Source organism: Pseudomonas sp. JL3 (assembly GCF_031570575.1).
In the GTDB taxonomy this organism is placed as follows: Bacteria; Pseudomonadota; Gammaproteobacteria; order Pseudomonadales; family Pseudomonadaceae; genus Aquipseudomonas; species Aquipseudomonas cucumis.
Genome location: NZ_JAKWJK010000002.1, coordinates 336,761 through 354,891, shown reverse-complemented (window position 1 = coordinate 354,891; position 18,131 = coordinate 336,761). Strand labels below are relative to the sequence as shown.

23 protein-coding genes and 2 pseudogenes are annotated in these 18,131 nt (G+C 56.3%); 12 read left to right on the top strand and 13 right to left on the bottom strand.

Annotated features, from left to right (window positions below):
- Positions 1-29 precede the first annotated feature (29 nt).
- Positions 30-923, top strand: coding sequence for a LysR family transcriptional regulator (locus MMG91_RS04935; RefSeq protein ID WP_310658921.1), 894 nt, complete (start codon positions 30-32; stop codon positions 921-923).
- A gap of 19 nt (positions 924-942) precedes the next feature.
- Here MMG91_RS04935 and MMG91_RS04930 read toward each other — a convergent pair whose 3' ends face one another.
- Both MMG91_RS04930 and MMG91_RS04925 read right to left on the bottom strand, forming a co-directional pair.
- Positions 943-1,119 carry a DUF1289 domain-containing protein gene (locus MMG91_RS04930; RefSeq protein ID WP_038982653.1) on the bottom strand — a complete coding sequence of 59 codons (177 nt, stop codon included), beginning with the start codon at positions 1,117-1,119 and terminating at the stop codon, positions 943-945.
- Positions 1,120-1,122: 3 nt separating this feature from the next.
- Positions 1,123-1,494, bottom strand: a complete 372-nt coding sequence (locus MMG91_RS04925; RefSeq protein ID WP_310658920.1) for a hypothetical protein — start codon at positions 1,492-1,494, stop codon at positions 1,123-1,125.
- 454 nt (positions 1,495-1,948) lie between these two features.
- Here MMG91_RS04925 and katG point away from each other — a divergent pair, with 454 nt between their 5' ends.
- The gene (gene katG / locus MMG91_RS04920; RefSeq protein WP_310658919.1) at positions 1,949-4,237 is read left to right on the top strand and encodes a catalase/peroxidase HPI; all 2,289 of its coding nucleotides are present in this window, start codon (positions 1,949-1,951) and stop codon (positions 4,235-4,237) included.
- 316 nt (positions 4,238-4,553) lie between these two features.
- Here katG and MMG91_RS04915 read toward each other — a convergent pair whose 3' ends face one another.
- Positions 4,554-5,147 carry an NAD(P)H-dependent oxidoreductase gene (locus tag MMG91_RS04915; RefSeq protein WP_310658918.1) on the bottom strand — a complete coding sequence of 198 codons (594 nt, stop codon included), beginning with the start codon at positions 5,145-5,147 and terminating at the stop codon, positions 4,554-4,556.
- A complete protein-coding gene (locus MMG91_RS04910; RefSeq protein ID WP_310658917.1) occupies positions 5,144-5,998 on the bottom strand; it encodes a sterol desaturase family protein in 855 nt (284 codons plus the stop codon). The genes MMG91_RS04915 and MMG91_RS04910 overlap by 4 nt, the downstream gene beginning before the upstream one ends.
- 64 nt (positions 5,999-6,062) lie before the next feature.
- Here MMG91_RS04910 and MMG91_RS04905 point away from each other — a divergent pair, with 64 nt between their 5' ends.
- Positions 6,063-7,025, top strand: a complete 963-nt coding sequence (locus tag MMG91_RS04905; protein ID WP_310658916.1) for an AraC family transcriptional regulator ligand-binding domain-containing protein — start codon at positions 6,063-6,065, stop codon at positions 7,023-7,025.
- A gap of 75 nt (positions 7,026-7,100) precedes the next feature.
- Here MMG91_RS04905 and MMG91_RS04900 read toward each other — a convergent pair whose 3' ends face one another.
- Positions 7,101-7,475: a tautomerase family protein gene (locus tag MMG91_RS04900; protein ID WP_123722202.1), complete on the bottom strand. Its 375-nt coding sequence runs from the start codon at positions 7,473-7,475 to the stop codon at positions 7,101-7,103.
- 108 nt (positions 7,476-7,583) lie between these two features.
- On the opposite strand from MMG91_RS04900, the gene MMG91_RS04895 reads away from it, so the two are divergent.
- The gene (locus tag MMG91_RS04895) at positions 7,584-8,477 is read left to right on the top strand and encodes a LysR substrate-binding domain-containing protein (RefSeq protein ID WP_310658915.1); all 894 of its coding nucleotides are present in this window, start codon (positions 7,584-7,586) and stop codon (positions 8,475-8,477) included.
- Between the two features lie 6 nt (positions 8,478-8,483).
- Here MMG91_RS04895 and MMG91_RS04890 read toward each other — a convergent pair whose 3' ends face one another.
- The 4 genes from MMG91_RS04890 to MMG91_RS04875 form a co-directional block, all read right to left on the bottom strand.
- The gene (locus MMG91_RS04890; protein WP_305446014.1) at positions 8,484-9,377 is read right to left on the bottom strand and encodes a tyrosinase family protein; all 894 of its coding nucleotides are present in this window, start codon (positions 9,375-9,377) and stop codon (positions 8,484-8,486) included.
- Positions 9,364-9,819, bottom strand: coding sequence for a hypothetical protein (locus tag MMG91_RS04885; RefSeq protein ID WP_310658914.1), 456 nt, complete (start codon positions 9,817-9,819; stop codon positions 9,364-9,366). The genes MMG91_RS04890 and MMG91_RS04885 overlap by 14 nt, the downstream gene beginning before the upstream one ends.
- A 158-nt stretch (positions 9,820-9,977) precedes the next feature.
- On the bottom strand, positions 9,978-10,877 hold the full coding sequence (locus tag MMG91_RS04880; RefSeq protein WP_305446016.1) for a DMT family transporter: 900 nt from the start codon (positions 10,875-10,877) through the stop codon (positions 9,978-9,980).
- 133 nt (positions 10,878-11,010) lie between these two features.
- Positions 11,011-12,081 carry an SDR family oxidoreductase gene (locus MMG91_RS04875; RefSeq protein ID WP_310658913.1) on the bottom strand — a complete coding sequence of 357 codons (1,071 nt, stop codon included), beginning with the start codon at positions 12,079-12,081 and terminating at the stop codon, positions 11,011-11,013.
- A gap of 74 nt (positions 12,082-12,155) precedes the next feature.
- On the opposite strand from MMG91_RS04875, the gene MMG91_RS04870 reads away from it, so the two are divergent.
- The 3 genes from MMG91_RS04870 (at position 12,156) to MMG91_RS04860 (ending at position 14,054) form a co-directional block, all read left to right on the top strand.
- Positions 12,156-12,545, top strand: coding sequence for a MerR family transcriptional regulator (locus MMG91_RS04870; protein ID WP_305446018.1), 390 nt, complete (start codon positions 12,156-12,158; stop codon positions 12,543-12,545).
- Positions 12,546-12,933: 388 nt separating this feature from the next.
- The gene (locus MMG91_RS04865; RefSeq protein WP_310658912.1) at positions 12,934-13,776 is read left to right on the top strand and encodes an AraC family transcriptional regulator; all 843 of its coding nucleotides are present in this window, start codon (positions 12,934-12,936) and stop codon (positions 13,774-13,776) included.
- A 62-nt stretch (positions 13,777-13,838) separates the two neighbouring features.
- The gene (locus MMG91_RS04860; RefSeq protein WP_310658911.1) at positions 13,839-14,054 is read left to right on the top strand and encodes a DUF6434 domain-containing protein; all 216 of its coding nucleotides are present in this window, start codon (positions 13,839-13,841) and stop codon (positions 14,052-14,054) included.
- A 337-nt stretch (positions 14,055-14,391) separates the two neighbouring features.
- Here the strand turns inward: MMG91_RS04860 and MMG91_RS04855 are convergent.
- Positions 14,392-14,475 (bottom strand): annotated as a pseudogene (locus MMG91_RS04855) (transposase domain-containing protein); the annotation flags it as partial.
- A 100-nt stretch (positions 14,476-14,575) separates the two neighbouring features.
- Between MMG91_RS04855 and tnpA the strand changes: the two are divergent.
- From tnpA to MMG91_RS04830, 5 genes and pseudogenes are all read left to right on the top strand, one after another.
- Complete coding sequence (gene tnpA / locus MMG91_RS04850; protein WP_310658910.1) at positions 14,576-14,893, top strand: IS66-like element accessory protein TnpA; 318 nt, start codon at positions 14,576-14,578, stop codon at positions 14,891-14,893.
- Positions 14,890-15,039, top strand: a complete 150-nt coding sequence (locus tag MMG91_RS04845; protein ID WP_310658909.1) for a hypothetical protein — start codon at positions 14,890-14,892, stop codon at positions 15,037-15,039. Before tnpA ends, MMG91_RS04845 begins: the two co-directional genes overlap by 4 nt.
- Entirely contained in the window at positions 15,036-15,224 is a 189-nt protein-coding gene (gene tnpB / locus MMG91_RS04840) for an IS66 family insertion sequence element accessory protein TnpB (protein ID WP_310658908.1), read from the top strand. Before MMG91_RS04845 ends, tnpB begins: the two co-directional genes overlap by 4 nt.
- 61 nt (positions 15,225-15,285) lie before the next feature.
- Positions 15,286-16,188, top strand: a pseudogene (tnpC, locus tag MMG91_RS04835) (IS66 family transposase); the annotation flags it as partial.
- 13 nt (positions 16,189-16,201) lie between these two features.
- On the top strand, positions 16,202-16,414 hold the full coding sequence (locus tag MMG91_RS04830; protein ID WP_310658907.1) for a DUF3224 domain-containing protein: 213 nt from the start codon (positions 16,202-16,204) through the stop codon (positions 16,412-16,414).
- A gap of 215 nt (positions 16,415-16,629) precedes the next feature.
- On the opposite strand, the gene MMG91_RS04825 is transcribed toward MMG91_RS04830, so the two are convergent.
- From MMG91_RS04825 to MMG91_RS04815, 3 genes are read right to left on the bottom strand one after another with little or no spacing between them, the layout of a single operon-like run.
- Positions 16,630-16,938, bottom strand: coding sequence for a hypothetical protein (locus MMG91_RS04825; protein ID WP_310658906.1), 309 nt, complete (start codon positions 16,936-16,938; stop codon positions 16,630-16,632).
- Between the two features lie 44 nt (positions 16,939-16,982).
- On the bottom strand, positions 16,983-17,696 hold the full coding sequence (locus tag MMG91_RS04820) for a YafY family protein (RefSeq protein ID WP_310658905.1): 714 nt from the start codon (positions 17,694-17,696) through the stop codon (positions 16,983-16,985).
- Positions 17,689-17,943: a hypothetical protein gene (locus tag MMG91_RS04815; RefSeq protein ID WP_026331705.1), complete on the bottom strand. Its 255-nt coding sequence runs from the start codon at positions 17,941-17,943 to the stop codon at positions 17,689-17,691. Before MMG91_RS04815 ends, MMG91_RS04820 begins: the two co-directional genes overlap by 8 nt.
- Between the last annotated feature and the right edge of the window lie 188 nt (positions 17,944-18,131).

Genomic DNA, 18,131 nt, shown 5'->3' with positions numbered 1-18,131 from the left:
TCACCCGCACGCCGTGCTAACGTTGGAGCATGACGACTCCCGACCTGAATTTACTGATTACCCTGGATGTGCTGCTCGCCGAAGGCAGCGTTGCACGCGCCGCCCAACGACTGCGCCTGAGCCCTTCGGCCATGAGCCGGGCGTTGGCGCGCTTGCGCGAAACGACGGGCGACCCGCTGCTGGTGCGGGCCGGACGCGGGCTGGTGCCGACGCCCCGAGCGTTGGAACTGCGCGAACAGGTCAGTCGATTGGTGCAAGACGCCGAAGCCGTTTTACGCCCCGCCGAACAGCTCGACCTCAAGCAACTGGTGCGAACATTCACGCTGCGCACCAGCGACGGTTTTGTCGAAAACTTCGGCCCGGCGCTGATTGCCCGTGCCAGTGAACAGGCACCCGGCGTGCGCTTGCACTTTGTGCAGAAGCTGAACAAGGACAGCACCGCGCTTCGCGACGGCTCCGTCGACCTGGAAACCGGTGTGGTCGGCGGCACGACGAGCCCGGAAGTGCGCACTCGGGCGTTATTCGAGGATCGCTTTATCGGCGTCGTGCGCACGGGGCATCCGCTGAGCCAAGGCAGGGTCACCGCCTCCCGTTATGCCGCCGGCAGGCACATCCTGGTCTCACGACGCGGGCTCGATAAAGGGCCGATGGATGAAGCCTTGAAAGGGCTGGGACTGGAGCGGGAAATCGTCACCATCGTCGGCGGTTTTTCGGCCGCGCTGGCGCTGGCTCGCGCCTCGGACCTGATCGCCACCGTGCCCGCCCGACACAGCCGAAACCTGCGCGCCGGCCTGCACAGTTTCGACCTTCCGTTCGACCTGCCGCCGATCACCATTTCGATGCTCTGGCACCCACGGATGGATGCTGACTCAGCGCATCGGTGGCTGCGTGATTGTGTTCGAGAGGTTTGTGCACAGGCCTAGAATTTCAGACCTGACCGCTTCATTTTTTCTGCAGCCCCTTCAACCGCAAACTCGCCCGCTGTACCGCCGCCATTTTTTCCGGACGCTTCATGCGTTTCCATTTTCTGATGTCGTCCTTGGTGCGGCCACAACTGACACACAGCTCACCACTCAGCTGGCAAATGGAAACACACGGATTTTCGATATCCTTGGCCACACTTCAACCCCGCGTCGAGCGCTTGGGCGCCAGGCGTTGCTGCCAGTTGCCGGCATTGGCGCGCTGACATTGCTCTTCAGAATCAAACTGCACATGGGCCGCTACCGGGCTGACGAGAACGTCCGCTTCGCTTAACGCCACGGTCGTCAGTTCGACCATGCGTTCGCCCTGCCCGTTCGCCAGCGCCTGATCCTTGTTGGCCTGCGTATCGAAGACCCAGATCACCCGCAGGCTGGCAGGAAAGACCGCGTAATCGACTTCGTGGGTCAGCCAGCAGAACCCGATTATTTCCGCTTTGGCGGTTTCACACGCCTCGGTCAGGGTGGTGATCAGGCGACGTTCGATGTGGGCCTGATCGCGTTTGCTTAAAGACATCGGGTATGGGTCCTTGGGTGGGCGTCGATGGAAAGGGCTCATCATACGATACCGGGCTGATCCGAGAGTTGCTGTGTCTGTGCTGCCCGCGAAGAGGCCCAAACACCCACCGCAAATCCCGGCCCTCGAAACGTCGCTGAAGAATATTGCGACGGGCCAGATAAAAGAAAATGCCTATCACCCCCCAATACTCCACCTATTAGCTGACTGCTTTATAGGCGTCTAACCTTATTGGAGCGCTGGCGTTAGCCGGCCGGTTGAGACTTGATAAAAGATACGAATGAGTCAGAAGCGTACTAGGCTTGCCGTGGGCCACCGTGCTGGCAACTCGATTGCTGCTCTCCAGACTTCCCGTGTGACCCCGACGATCAATTGATCGAACTGCTGGCCCTGCAGCCTATGTCATTGATTTCGCTCGTCGCTATTGCGCGCCCACCCTGGGCCGGATAGCCGGATGAATACGACCAAAGGTAGCGCACACATGGCAAATGAATCGAAATGCCCGTTCAATCACGCCGCCGCAGGTGGTGGCACGACGAACCGCGATTGGTGGCCAAACCAACTGAACCTGAAGATCCTGCACCAGAATTCGCGGCTGTCCGACCCCATGGACGAGGGCTACAACTACGCCGAAGCGTTCAAAAACCTGGACTTTCAGGCGCTCAAGCAAGACCTGCACGCGCTGATGACCGATTCGCAAGACTGGTGGCCGGCAGACTTCGGTCACTATGGGCCGCTGTTTATTCGCATGTCCTGGCACGCCGCCGGCACGTACCGCGTCGGTGACGGTCGTGGCGGTGCCGGCTCCGGTCAGCAGCGCTTCGCGCCACTCAACAGTTGGCCGGACAACGTCAGCCTCGACAAGGCGCGCCGGCTGCTTTGGCCGATCAAGCAAAAGTATGGTCGCAACATCTCCTGGGCCGACCTGATCGTGCTCACCGGCAACGTCGCGCTGGAGTCCATGGGCTTCAAGACCTTCGGTTTTTCCGGTGGTCGGCCAGACGTTTGGGAACCGGATGAGTCCGTCTACTGGGGCTCCGAAAACAAGTGGCTGGGCGGCGACACCCGCTACGACAAAGACAAAAAAGAACCCATGCAAGAACCCGGCGAAGGCCCACTCGTTGCTGAGCCGGGGGAAAATGAGGACAGCCGCACCGAAGGAGGACGCAACCTGGAAAACCCGCTCGCCGCGGTGCAAATGGGCCTGATCTACGTCAACCCGGAAGGCCCGGAAGGCAACCCGGACCCGGTCGCTGCGGCGGTGGACATCCGCGAGACCTTCGGGCGCATGGCGATGAATGACGAAGAAACCGTGGCACTGATCGCCGGCGGCCACGCCTTCGGCAAGACCCACGGCGCCGGCCCTGCCGACAACGTCGGTGCCGAGCCCGAAGCCGCGGGCCTCGAAGCTCAGGGCCTGGGCTGGAAGAGCACCTTCGGCAGCGGCAAGGGCGGCGACACCATCACCAGCGGCCTGGAAGTGACCTGGACCACCACGCCCACCAAGTGGAGCAACAACTACCTGGAAAACCTGTTCGGCTTCGAGTGGGAACTGACCAAGAGCCCGGCGGGTGCCAACCAGTGGACGGCGAAAGGCGGTGCTGGCGCGGGCATTATTCCGGATGCTCACGACCCGTCGAAGCGGCGTAATCCGACCATGCTGACCACGGACCTGTCCCTGCGATTCGACCCGATTTATGAGCCGATTTCACGACGATTCCTGGCGAACCCGGACCAGTTGGCCGACGCATTTGCTCGGGCCTGGTTCAAGCTTCTCCACCGCGACATGGGCCCCCTCTCCCGCTACCTCGGCCCGGAAATGCCCAACGAAGAACTTCTGTGGCAAGACCCGATCCCGGCGGTCGACCACGCCCTGGTCACCGACAGCGACGTCGCCGCACTCAAAGGCAAACTCCAGTCCTGCGGCCTGACCGTCTCGCAGCTTGTATCAACTGCTTGGGCGGCGGCTTCCACCTTCCGTGGCTCCGACAAACGTGGCGGCGCCAACGGCGGACGCCTGCGTCTGGCTCCACAGAAATTCTGGCAGGCCAACCAGCCTGAGCAACTGGCGAGCGTACTGGCGAAACTCGAGAGCATTCAGAACGAGTTCAACAACTCAGGGAAGAAAATCTCGCTGGCAGACCTGATCGTGCTGGCCGGTTGTGCCGGCGTCGAACAAGCGGCGAAAAATGCCGGCCAGACCGTGACGGTGCCTTTCACACCGGGCCGGATGGACGCCTCGCAAGAACAAACGGACGTCGAGTCCTTCGGCTACCTTGAACCTGTCGCTGATGGCTTCCGCAACTACCTCAAATCCCGCTACAGCGTACCGGCCGAAGCCTTACTGATCGACAAGGCGCAACTGCTGACACTCACCGCGCCAGAAATGACCGTGCTCATTGGAGGTATGCGCGTGCTCAATACCAACGTCGGACAAACCCAACACGGCGTCTTCACCAAGCAGCCAGAAGCGTTGACCAACGACTTCTTCAAAAACCTGCTCGATATGAGCGTGGAATGGAAACCAGTGTCGGAGGCCAATGAAGAGTTTGAAGGGCGCGATCGGAAAACCGGCGACCTTAAATGGACCGGCACGCGTGTTGATCTGGTGTTTGGCTCGAATTCGCAGTTGAGGGCGCTAGCTGAGGTCTATGCCTGCGACGACGCGAAGGAGAAGTTCGTGAAAGACTTCGTTGCGGCTTGGGACAAGGTGATGAATCTGGATCGGTTTGATTTGAGATGATCTGAGCAATATTGCTGAAAACCCGCAACGCCTCCCTGTGTGGAGGCGTTGTACTTTTTGCTGATCGCAGGAAGAGACTAAACGGGAGAGATCGTGGCGAGCGCCCCAATCAAAATGGTCAACACAAGAAATCCGCCCAGGAAAAATGCCATCTTGCCCATGGGGCCTCCTACGTAATGAGTTTGCGGTGCAGTGGCTACCGCACTGCTGACCGTGTTGTCATTGTGAGCCGCGGGCTGATCCCATTACAGATGCAGATAGCTCAAAAAAATAAGGATCAGAACAACGCAGAACCCGATCTTTAGCATCCGTGGCTTTACATCCCGGTAGAGAACTCTGGGGGGTGTTTAATTGCAGGTCGTATGGTGCGTAAAGCGGCATCGTATTGACACAGTAACTGCAGAGCCCAGTCGGCACGCGCCCGAATGCGGCTATCACTTTCATCCGAAGGCTCTTCGCTGTTTAGCATCGACTCTACGTTCCTGATGATGAGTTGTTCAGGCAAATACAGGATCCGGCTATTTTTGTAGCTCGATGCGCGTAACTCAGCAATTGGATATGCCCCTCCAAGCCCTGCCGAAACGCCGACCAACAGCGCAGGCTTATGTCCAAGTTCACCAAGCCCCGCGTACAAAAAGAAGTTTTTCAGGGCTGGGCAAGCCATGCCATTCCACTCAGGGCTGATCACGATCAGTGCCGTCGCTTTTTTGAGGATCGATTGCTGGGCATTCCAGACTCTGTCGGTGTCTTCTTCTGGCCAAAGCGGTAGCCGACTGGACGCCAGGTCGATCAGTTCGCTTGAGTCACACAGCTCAAGTTTCTCTAATCGGTCGCGCAGATACCTGGCGACCTTGACTGATTGACTGTTTGATCTGTTCGATCCAGACAGCAGAACGATATGACGACTCATCGCGCCACCTTCTGGTTAGCGTTTACCTTGGGTGCGGTACGGCGGGAACGCACGATGGGCCAGAACAATTCTTCTTTCCAGCTTATCGGTGACAAGTGTTCGATTCCGTAGGCTGGCGGACGCCGACGGGTAATTTTTGCGGTTCCGAACAGTACGTCCCAAAAAAACAACAAGTTGCCGAAATTGCCTTTGTAATGGGTAACGCCATCCTCGGCAGTCAAACCGTGATGTGCAGAGTGAGTGGAGGGTGTGGAGAAGGTTCGCTCCAAAACCCAAACAAGTGGGCGTAACGCGGGGATGCGATAAAGTTTGTCGTCCCATGCAACGCTGCTGTGCGCTGCGAAAATTACAGTCATCTTTACAATCAAATAAACATAATAAATGGGGGCAAGCCCAAGATATATCAGCATGCCAGATAGCCAGATACCGGGCATCAGAAGATAGTAGAAACTGTTGTTGCGATAGACGATGCGTACACTCATATAGGGTGCTGAGTGATGTGCACGGTGAAGCGTATAAAGTGCGGGAACCCGGTGAGTCAGGCGATGCCACCAATATTGGGTCATGTCATCCAGCAGTAAAAACAATACAAATCCTGCAATCCACGGGATTCCAGCCAACGCGTCCTTCATATCCGGTACGGCCTGACTTAGTATCTTGCCACTAAGCCACATGACTAAAGGGAATGTGATCGCCACCAGTATGCCGGAGCCGACGACTTCAATGAGTACGTCACGTTTACCGCCTGACGACTGACGAAACGAGGAACAGGCAAGCTCTAGCAAAACGAAGGCAAGGAAAATTCCGGCCACGATTACAGCAGGGTTATTGGCGAGCATTATTGTATTCATGGCACTCTCGATTTAGGCTGCGGGCAATGCCTTGTCATTAGAAACCCAGGAGTCAGCCCTCCCAATGCGCGAAATGGACAGAATTGAGCTAGAACCGGCCAATCGCCCGCCCCAGCGCTTTCATCGAGGCCGGCTGGGCCAAGTGCTGGAGCGCTTTCTTGACAGCCAGGTTTGCCGAAAAAGCACGGATTACAGCCTGATCGAACTGGATCAGCTTTGGCGCGAGGCGGCGCGCATTGATCCGGCGATCGGGTTAAAACTGTTCGCGCTGTTCACACCTCAGGACTGGCACGTCCTGGCTTATCTTTGCCTGTATAGCCCCGACGTTTTGTCGTCCATGCACCTCTGGGCGCGGTACGCACCGCTTGCATCGGACACTGACAATGTGAGGTTGGTGAATGATGAAAATGGCGTCGGAATCGAGCTGTGCGTGGATGCGCCAGGAGAGTTGGCGCAGTATGTGATCGAACACTACGGCGTGATGTCCATCGCGCAATTGCGACGTGGAACGGGGCAGGATGTGCAGCCGATTCTGGCAAAATTCATCCATTCGCGTCCCTCGTATTACAAGCAATATGCCCAGTGGTTTGGAGACCGCATCGAGTTTGACTGCCCGGTTAACCGCTTCTATTTCCATGCGCAAAGCTTGAGCCTGCCGATGCAGACCCGTCATCACGGGATGTTGGAGTTATTGACTCAGGAACTGGATCGACGGATTGCCGCGCATCGCAACTTCAGCGGTTGGTCAGCCAAGGTTGCCGAAGGTGCGCGACGATCTCTGGCGAGAGGTGAAACTCCAAACCTGGACAATCTTGCAAAGGCGCTGCATCAGACGCCCAGGACATTACGTAGACGCCTGGAAGAACAAGGCACGACCTTCAGGCAATTACTCGATCAGATTCGTGCAGAACTAGAACTGCATCTTGAGTTGCACGGCGAGTCGTTAACGGAGATTGCAGCCCAATTGGGCTACAGCGATGTGACTGCCTATCTCCATGCCCGCAGTCGATGGCGTGACGTTAAATAATTTGAATGAACAACTTCGGCACCGATGGTGGTGAACGACCGGTGCCTTCAGCGTTGTTGCCCGCCTGATAGAAAACTAGTTACCCCGCCCACCACCAAACGACCATTCATCTGCCGCGGTAGTGGTAATCACCACCATGACGTCCTCTGAGTCGATGCCTGGCGCTCGACTCAGTCTCTCGACCAGGGTGCGATAGAAACGCTGTTTCGTCTCGATGTCTCGAGGGCGACCGGCAGTAATCGCGATCAGCACAAAGTCATGGCTGCGTGGACCGCCCAGATAGCCGGGATCAAATATCAGTTCGCCCACTTCATGTTGGTGAATGACCTGGAACCGGTCGGCCATCGGCACTTCGAAGCTTTCTACCAGCGCGTCGTGCAGCCCCTGTGAGAGGGCTTGTAAATACTCGGCAGACTTTCCCCGGTGCAATGAAATACGTGCAAACGGCATAACGCTCTACTCCTGAAAAACCCACTGACAGGCGAAAATTATCAAGTCGCGATAATTCCGAATATCCGATTTAATGGCGACCATAGTCCTGAATTTTTGGATGATTCGATGCGCCGTCCGACCTTCGATCTTGATGTGCTGCGTACTTTCGTGACCGGTGTGGAGTTCAACAGCTTTGCCAAAGCGGCGGACCGGCTCAATCGCTCGACGTCTGCCGTGAGCGCACAACTCAAGAAGCTTGAGGAACAGATAGGCACGCCAGTGCTGGCCAAATCCGGTCGAGGGCTGGTGTTGACGCCGGTGGGTGAGTCCCTGCTCAGCCATGCCCGCCAACTGCTTGAAATGAACGACAGCATTTTCCAGACCCTGCACGAAAGCCAGACCGCCGCAACGGTACGTCTGGGGCTTCAGGAGGACTTTGGCGAACACTTTCTCAGCGACATTCTGCGACGCTACGTCAAGATGTACCCGAGGGTGAGCCTCGAAGTCAGGATTGCGCGTAATACCGAATTGCTTGCGTTGATCGACAGCGGTGGCCTGGACCTGGCCCTGACTTGGGACACAGGGCACAAGTCCCCTTATGCCACCCGCCTGGGTGAAACGCAGATGCACTGGATCGGGTCTCGTGACACACCATCGCTCAACTGCTCTGTAGATTCTCCCCTGCCATTGATCCTGTTCGACGCCCCTTGCGTGTTGCGCAGCGCGGCAACCCAGGCACTGGATGAGGCGCGAATCCCCTGGCGAATTGCACTGACCAGCCCCAGCGTGGGTGGAATCTGGGCGGCCGTTGCCGCCGGTTTGGGCCTCACGTTACGAACCCGCATTGGGCTGCCAGGACATCTCGCCATTATTGCTGGCCTACCCACACTGCCGACCCTCGGCTATGTGCTTTATCGTGGAGCAGAACACCTGGCGCCTGCCACCCGACAACTGGCAGCGTTGATACAAACCCGTCTGGAAGAGCAGGCGTTCAGTATCACTGCAGGCGCCTCCGTTTGATGCTGTCTAAAGCAGGTCGCCCAAGGTGTCGTACTTGTAATACTGGCTGTAATTCAGGACATCTCGAGGTGTCACCTTTTCCGGGAAAGGGCTGTACATCGGGTCATCAATCCGATGGAACTTGAGCGTATCCGGGGCATTTCCCGCCGGTACGTATGCGGCGGCGGGATGCTTCGCTTGCCATGCCGCCCAGAGCCGATCGACATTGCAATGATGTAGAAAGAACACTGGATCATTCGGCGAGGATGACAGTCCCATGTCACCACCGACCCATACATGGACGTTGTTATGAATGCGTTCTTCGCCCGCCCATCCCTCGATGCTGTTGCGCGCACCACCGGTGGTCTGCGCCGCGTTGTAGGGTGCTTTGTCATACACCGGGTTTTCATGGATGACCTTGCGCACATTGGCGCGGCTGGGCAGCGCCCCACCTCTTCCCAGATAACGCACCAAGGGGCGGTTTACCTTGTTTAGTTCCATGGTGCGGCCATCACCCATTACTCGCACTCGCCACGTCCCATCCACGAACTGTCCAAGGTACTCATCCGACCAGATGAGTGACGTCCTGGGGTCCTGAAGTTCCGCGTCAGTGTTCCAATCCCAGTACGGGACTCGAAAGTGTGGGTCGTTTATCGCCTTGCGAATCAAGGTTTCCAGCCGCACGAGGAAGTAGCGATGCCACGGCAAGAATGATGGCCCGCCATGCGCAGCGTTCCTGGCCATCTGCCCGGCAGGCGTTGAAATCATCATGGCCCGGTGGTGCCAGGCCACGAAGGAGTCATAAATCGAGAGGTTGGCCTGCCCGGGCCAAGGATTCTGCACGGGGTCCTTGAGTCGCTTTACCCCTTCGACGTATTTCTTGAGCGCCGGAAGATCATTGACCGCATTAGACCTGATCATGATGTGCTCCGTGGGCATGGTGGTCGGGCTGCTCTGCCCCGTCGCCATCGCCCTTGATGAAGGATTCTGGATAGGCATCGATCACCGCGGTCATCAAGTCGAGAGCCGATCCGTAAGTGACGAACGGGGTGGCGTGCGTATGGACCTGGCCCGCGTCGTCCACAAACAGATGCGCCTGGACCGGAGCCCCATCAACCTCCACCTGGTAGGTGGTGACGATCCGGACAACGTGCCCTTTGTGGTTAATCTCGCGAACAGTCCTGGCCTCATGTCCTGCATGCGGGTCCACGTACTCAGGAAACTGCTCCTTGATCCACGCAGGGTGCGTTTTGTCAGGATCGGTGATGGATATCTCTGCCAGAGCACCTATGTCAGGCGGGCTCAATAGCACGTTGGTTTTTGTATCCGTTGGTTCGGGGTTGGAGACGTTCTTCCGTGTCATGATTCCTCCTGGAGTGTGCCCTCGGACGATTGCCCAGACTGGCTGGAGGAAGTGTAGTTGGTGGCGGGTAGGCATGCCGCTGAACCCATCCGCTGGGCCAGTCGCTCAAAACACTTCAAAACCACTGATTGCTAAAGCAATCAGGATCCGAAAATAGCTCACTCGGTCGACGGGACGGACGCTTTGCTGCCCAAGCGGATCAGTTCATTGGAGAAACACAGCCCGACGATGATCAGTGCCGCCCCCGCGTACAGGCTTTCGCGCGGTACTTCATTGAGCGCCACAAACGCCAGCAGCGCGGCGAACAGCGGCTCGGTCAGCTCCAGCGCCTGCACTTGGGATGGCTTGAGATACTCGATGGCCTTGGTGGTGCAGAAGAAGCCAAGGATTGTCGGCAGCGCGGCCAGCGCCAGCAGTGCGGCGATCGCCAGCGGCGACAGCTCGCCGATCACGAAACCATCGGCCGCAGCCGGCATCAGCAGGTACAGGCTGCCAAAGAACAGCAATTGCCGGGTGAAGTGCAGTCCCCCCGACACGCCCATCCGCTTCATGGCAACCGAAAAGGCCCCATAGCCGCATCCGGCCATGGAGGCTAGCGCAGCACCTTGCAGGGTAAAGCCCTGCTGCAGGTCGGCGCCGAAGATCACCGCGATCCCGGCGATAGCCAGTGCGGCGCCCACGGTCGCGTTCGCGGTGATGGCATCCTTGAGAAAAATGCGCCCCAGAATGATCGAGGAAATTGAGGCACTGGCCATCAGCATCACCACCACACCTGCTGCAGCGTAATGGCGATAGGCGGACGTTTCGAAGTGGAACAGCACAAAGATGCCAAGGAACGCGCAGATAGCCGCCTGAGTCCATTTGGTCGTCGACGCCGGGCGCTTGAGGAAAAGCAGTAAGATCGAGAGAAGCATGCAACCCAGTACGGTCTTGATGACGGCGACACTGCTGGCGGTGAAGCCATTACTCATGAGTACTTTGCTGAGTACACCGATCGTTGCGTTCAGTGCCGCGGCGGAGAGTGCAAATATGACGCCTTTGCTGAAAGTAGATTGCATTGATGACGATCCCTGTCGCTGAATTGTCGTTCGATAGAATGCCGCCCTACATCGACGGCGCAAAGTTTGAGAATCCGAAGATCCCGCGAACCCCCGCATTCATTGTGGCATAAGCTGGATGAAGTCAGAGGGCCTAGCCCTTGGCTATGCAATATGAGTTGACGAACATTGCAGTGTGCTGCAAAGACTGACGTATATCCGGTTTGGCTATTCCATGCCTGTTGGCAAATTGCTCGACCGCCGCTGTATCAAAACGAGTGGTCTGGATAAAGTCCAAGGCTTCGGGTTTTGTATTCAAAAACCGCGCGACGGGAGGAATACTCAGTAGCAACTTCAGCAATCGGAGTGAAATGTAATGCTTGGGAGACTTTAAGCCCAAAGGTTGTGCCACCTGTACCAGGAGTTCTCGCAAGTTGGGAGTTTGGTCATCAAGCGCCAGCAGTTCCTGGCCCACCATGGCAGGATCAAAAGCACAAACCGCCACCAACTCAACCAGGTAATCCACGGTGACCAGTGGCAGCCAGTGCTCGGCGGTACCGGGCACGGCAGTCAGCTTTCCCTGCACAAGGTTGCGTATCAGCTCTCCCAGCGGCTGACCGTCAAGGATATGCCCCGTGCGGCTGTGGCCACAAACCGTCGCGGGGTGGACAACGGTAATCTCCCCGTTCTTGGCGGACATGACCTCCAAGGTCGCAAAATGCGCCTCCAGCTTGCTCCCCTCGTAACCACCGACATGTCGGTAGACGGCAGGCCAATTCGTCAGCTCCGGATAACGAGGATCAATTCCGATGCGTTGCAGATGTTCATGATTTTTCAGCATGTAGCCGCCGATCATCACTAACCGGCTTTTTTGCTCAGCCGCCAACAGCGCCACGCGCTTTGCCCCTTCCACATTCACCGCACGAGAATGCTCCACTGAAAGCCCCCATGCGAAGTGGGCGCCTAGGTGGAATACGACTCTGGCGTGCCTTAGCACTTCTCGGTCAGCAAGACTCAGCCCGAGGTTGTCCCGTTCCAGATCGCCAGCTACGGCAAATACCCGGGTTGCGCACCCTCCCAAATCGTCGACTTGCTCCCGCAGTGCAGCTAGTCGCTCTGGGCGACGCATCAACACCCGAATGGTGTGACCTTTTGCACTCAGGTACGCCACCAAATGTTGACCGATGAAGCCGGTACCCCCCGTGACAAAGCACTCCACGCTCATTTCCCTGTTCCTTGTTTAAGGTGAGAAATCAAGCGTAAACTATCGACCCAACTCTATAGTCAAGCGGTGTTTTCATGAAAATCGGCGAACTCGAGGCCCGCAGCGGCGCCAGCCGCCATACGCTGCGTTACTACGAGCAAATCGGCCTGATCTCACCGCTGCGGCAAACTAACAAATATCGCGTTTACACAGCGCAAACTCTGCAGGATCTGGACTTTATCCAGCGCGCGCAAAGCATGGGGTTTTCCCTGGGGGAAATAGGCGAGATTCTGGATGCGCAGCGGAACAAGCTGATCGATTGTGCTGACGGCGCAAAGCTAATTGAAAAGAAGATGGCAGAAATCAAACAGAAAATCGCCAACCTCCAAAGCATTTATCGGTATCTGGATGAAGAGCGTGCAAACCTCGAAGCCAGTGCTGCCAAGCAACTTGAGCTTCAGCAGCTGAACAACTCTTCCAACTGAACTGTCAGCATCTGGGAAACGGAAGCTGCAGCCTGCTTCCAGTTTCAAGCCCATCGCTTACGCATTTTCTAAAACCTTGTGGCCAGGCCCTAGACAGTAAGCGTCCGCCCAAAAGACCTTGCGTGGTTAAACGGGCGCCCATCTATGCGGCAGCAACTCGATAATCTCGCTCGGCCGCTGCATCGTAAGCGCCCAACCAAGACACCTTGACCTAAGGGGTCACCTTGAATAAGTGCCCAGGATATTCCTTCCGATGAAATCCTCAGAAACCGTAGCGAGGAGACATGGAGATCTTTAGACGTTCTGGTCGAAGGCAGAAACCGCAAGAACGATCAAATGCTTTACCCGTTCATTTGATAACGTTGCTCTACTTTCAAGGAGCGTCGTAATGCTGAATATCGAGAGAGCCCTGTGGTACATCGAGCTGAAGCTGGGATCCCACCTCGATTTGGGACGTGTCGCGCGCCATTGCAACATGTCTCCTTTTGCCCTTGCCCGTTTGTTTGCGCTGTCGACGGGCTGGTCGGTGATGCGTTACATCCGGGCGCGGCGTTTGAGCCAAGCGGCACTGACCTTGCGGCGGGGGGCACCGGATATCCTAAAAGTAGCGCTGGATGCTGGCTACGGTTCCCATGAAGCTTTTACGCGCGCCTTCTGCGATCTGTTTGGATTCACTCCGAAGCAGGTTCGTGAGCACGAGGATGAATCCCTCTCACTGGTGGAGCCTTTACGTATGAAAGAAAGGAAGCTGATAACACTCTCTGAACCCCGCTTTGAAACTAGATCCGAGTTTTTCATTGCTGGTTTGGGGGATCGTTTTACTATCGATAGGAACGAAGGCATCGTCAGTTTGTGGCAAGCGTTCGTTCCTTACATAGGGCGAGTACCATGTCAGGTAAACAGCTGGAACTATGGCCTGTGCTGTAATCCTGAAGAGGATGGTAGTTTTGAGTACATTGCCGGCACCGAGGTGTCCCGCGTCGACGGTCTTCCTCCAGCTTTTCGACACTTCAAAGTGCCACAGCAAAACTATGTCGTGTTCCGACACCAAGGCCATATCTCGACAATCCATCAGACATTCTTCACCATTTTCAATCACTGGTTGCCTGAATCTGGTTACGAGCTTGCCGACGCCCCTGAGTTCGAACAGTACAGTTCTGATTTCGAACCGTCCCAAGGCAAGGGTTACGTGGATGTGTGGATACCGCTTGCAAGAGTCCAGGCATCCTAATCATGGGATCGAAGCCTGCTATGAGTTTGTAAGTTTGACCATTATGCATGGAGTCTGCCCCCATGAGTTTTAACTGGCACAGTGACCAGCTCACAAGAAATACGACGGTCTGCAAGAATTATAGAAATACACAGAATGTTCGCAGATTCATGGTGGAGCACTGCGGCGTGGATTTTAGATTTGACAGGGATTTTATGGCTTGGATACGTAATGACGTATCTAAGACTCTCGGAGAAGTCGTCGAAGAGTGGCTGCGTCGACATCGCGATACCAATTGAACGACCGACAAGCATCAGGCCAACCACTCTGGATGTTAAAACGGTTACCCATTTGTGCGGCAACAGATCGCTAATCCCGCTCGCCCGTTGAGTCGGCAATCGAGTCAGCACGTCCGTAAGGTTGGCCATCACGCCTTCTAAATTAGCAACAGCTGGTATCGTTGGTCGATCCAACTATGATGCAGGGCTTAGATCCCGACTGTAGATAAAGCTATGCCAAGGTTGTCATTCACCATCAGAGTTTGTTTGCGTGTTGCCTTTTTTTCGCCACCGCTAATCACATCCGTGCAGATGCTTTACATGGTTTGCTCTGAGACTACGGATACGGGCCTAGCGCTTAACGCTGCATCGGCAGTCGCGTGAGCACGCCCTTTAAATACGCATACGGATCATGGCCGTTAAGCCGTGCCGACTGGTTCAAAGTAAGCGTTCCGGGAACACACCTTCCGAACTCCAGCATTAAGGGCGATGGTGTCCGCGTATTTTAAGCGGACGCGATCGCCCTTAACGTCAGGATTTCCATGCGCCAACGAAGCTCTTACCCGAAACCGTTCAAAGTCCAGGTTGTTCAGGAATGTCTGCAACCGGGCGCAACCCTATCCAGCGTTGCCATCAGCCACGGCATCAATGCCAGCGTTATCCGCAAGTGGCTACCGCTTTATCGAGATCAGCTACTAGCGGCGTTGCCGGCTTTCGTTCCGTTGAAAGCTACACCTAAACGGCAGGTGGAAGCGTTGGCGACCATTGAGTTGCCGCTTGGCGAGCAATCGATCACAGTGAAATGGCCAACGTCCGATCCTGAAGGCTGCGCCCGCTTTGTCCGTGGACTCACTCAATGATTCGCATCGACGCCATCTGGCTTGCCACCGAGCCCATGGACATGCGTGCCGGCACTGAAACGGCGCTGGCCAGGGTGATCGCGGTGTTCGGTGCGGCGAAGCCGCACTGTGCTTATCTGTTCGCCAACCCCGCGCCACTCGTATGAAAGTACTGGTGCATGAGGGGATTGGTGTCTGGCTGGCTGCTCGCCGGTTGAACCAAGGCAAGTTTCACTGGCCCGGTATTCGGAATGGCTGCGAGATGGAGCTGGATGCCGAGCAACTTCAGGCCTTGGTGCTCGGTCTGCCTTGGCAACGCGTTGGGGCGGGCGGTGCAATCACACTGCTTTAACGCCCGCCATTAGCCCATTGGTCTATCGCCGCAAACGGCTTGCTCTGGCAAAATTCGCGGCATGACTTCATCGCCCAATCTCGACCAAATGTCCCCTGACCAACTGCGTGCCCTCGCGGCGCAGTTGCTGTCCCAGGTTGATTCTCTCGGGCAGCAGGTCGACCGGATGGGCAAGAAGAACGACCGCGACCAAACCATCATCGAGCAGCTCACCCACGAAATCGCCTGGTTCAAACGTAACAAGTTTGCCAAGCGCAGCGAGTAACTGAGCCCTGCCCAAGGCAGCCTGCTCGACGACCTGCTCGACACCGACATCGCGGCCATCGAAGCCGAGTTGAAGGCGCTGAATCCGCCGGCTGCGCCGGCCGAACCACGCAAGCAGCCCAAGCGTGTTTCCTTGCCAGCGCAGTTTCCGCTTACCGTGATTTATCACGAACCCAACACCACCCAGTGCGCCTGCGGCTGCCAGCTCCAGCGCATCGGTGAAGACGTCAGCGAGAAGCTGGATTACATCCCGGGCATGTTCACCGTCGAGCAGCATGTGCGCGGAAAATGGGTCTGCCGCAAATGTGAAACGCTGAGTCAGGCTCCGGTTCCGGCCCAGGTCATCGACAAGGGCATCCCGACCGCAGGGCTGCTGGCTCACGTGATGGTGGCCAAGTTCGCCGACCATTTGCCGCTGTATCGGCAAGAGAAAATCTTTGGCCGCGCCGGCTTGGCTATCGCCCGCTCGCCCCTGGCGCAATGGGTCGGCCAAACCGGTGTGCAGCTCCAGCCCTTGGTCGATGCGCTGCGCGAAACAGTGCTTGCTCAAGGTGTGATCCACGCTGACGAAACGCCGGTACAGATGCTCGCGCCGGGCGAGAAGAAAACCCATCGCGCTTATGTCTGAGCCTACTGCACTACGCCTTTTTCGGCGTTCAAGGCAGTGGTGTACGACTTCAGCCCGAGCCGGGCGGGCGAACAGCTACATCGCGATGGAGAGCTTCAAGGGTACGGTGAATGGGGTAGAGGGTTCCTTTAACTTCATTCATTCCGCCTCCACTACCGGAATTGATCGTGCAGATGAGTTTTTCTGCATAGTTGGAGGCAGTGGTACGGATGGTTTGAAAGGGATATCAGGGTCAGGAGGGATCACAATTGACACCGATGGAACGCACCATATTTGGTTGAATTACCACCTCGAATAATTTAACAAGCCGTAAAGGGCACCGCCCCTGACGCATCAGGGAGGTGTCTTCGCTAGGTGCTTACTTTTTTCGAAACGGTTTCACCAGATAACGTCAGTTTGCAGCCCGGAACCTAGCAATAGGTGATCTGAGAACACTTACACTGGAAGTGACGACACCGATGCCTGACAGCAAAGGCATCGGTGTCTCTTGCCTGCTCTGGCAGGCCGTCGGGGTCAACTCATCTCTGGAACGAGGTGGCTCATGAACGTCAGGTTTTCAATAGCGTACATATACTCAGAGAATCTCGGATCTCCATCGTTGAACGCCTTTGCCACTTTTTGTGCGTTCTCAAGACTGTCCCACATTGCCAAGTCCGCGAAGACTCGGTCGTCGCTCATAGGGCAGTAGGCACGGTACTCGATCAAACCCGGAAAGGTCTTTAACGTTTCACGAAGCCCGGCGCGGAGCACAGGCACTTTCACAACGCATTCCGGTTTGACCTTGAAAATGGCTAATTCGAGTACATGAGATGAGCGCTGCATAGGGATGACCTGCTGTGTGTTAGTGAGCCCCAATTATCAGTGGCTCATACTGACAGCGTAGTGTCAGTAGTGGTGATCGCTTTCCACTGGCTTGCCTGGTGTTTCATATACGCTTGGAGATCAAGAGCAGGATTGTCGGGTGATGGTTGTTGGGCAATGGCGATGGAGGCTATGCGATCGACCCGAAAATCGCGGTAAGCCGCCCTGGCACTACACCAGCTTCCAACCGTCCACTTTCCTCCCCAGTAGAAAAGGCCAAGGGGGGAAATGAGGCGCTGCGAAACCACACCGTCCAAGCTTGTGTAAGTTATCTTCAGCGCCTGAGTGTTTTCGATGGCATTTCGAAGAGTTGCCAGATGGACTCGCGTCGAGGAAGGTGTTGTTCCAAGTGCCCTGATTTTTGCCGCGCCGGGGTCAACCTTGTGATGGACTATGGACGCTGAGATTTTGCTCAACAACATCCTCGCAGCAGCACTTAGATCGTTATCGGCGGAAGCTGAAAGCATTTCCATCCCGAGCATCAATGCATCCAGTTCGAGCCTGTTCAACGTTAAAGGCGGCATCTCAAAATCGGCATCCAAGGCATACCCCACGCCGGCGGTACCATAGATTGGGATCCCACTGAAGGAAAGGTCGTCGATGTATCGATAGATTGAGCGAACGGAAACGCCAATTCGGCTAGCCAGTCGTTCAGCAGAGATTGGCTGATGGACACGAATCAGATTTACCAATTGAAATAAGCGATCAGCTTTACGCACCAGGTGTGCTCAACTGAGAGTCCTTTGCAAGCTCAATGGCCGCGTTAATGGCGGCCCGAGCTTGGGGGCTATTCTTCCAGCAAGTTGATCCCACTGCTGCCGATGCCTGAGCCAGGATGTCACAGGCATTCGCTTTGCTGAGCACAGCTAGCGAGTCAATGCCCATCTGCTCAAGGCGAGCGATAACGGCCGGCCCTACGCCCTTTAGGGCCAACAAGGCATTATGTTCCGTCAGTGGAAATGGCATCCGTAAACTCCTGTTATCGGCCAATGAAGCAACCAGAGTTTGCCCGACGGGAGAGGGCATCTCAATAGATGACTCCATCGCCCTAAGCGCAGGCATCAGGAGACGCTTACGATGCAGCTGCCAACACCCAGCGCGCGAGTGAGATCGAGCAGCTGCTGCCGCATCGGTGGATACCGGCCTGACCAACG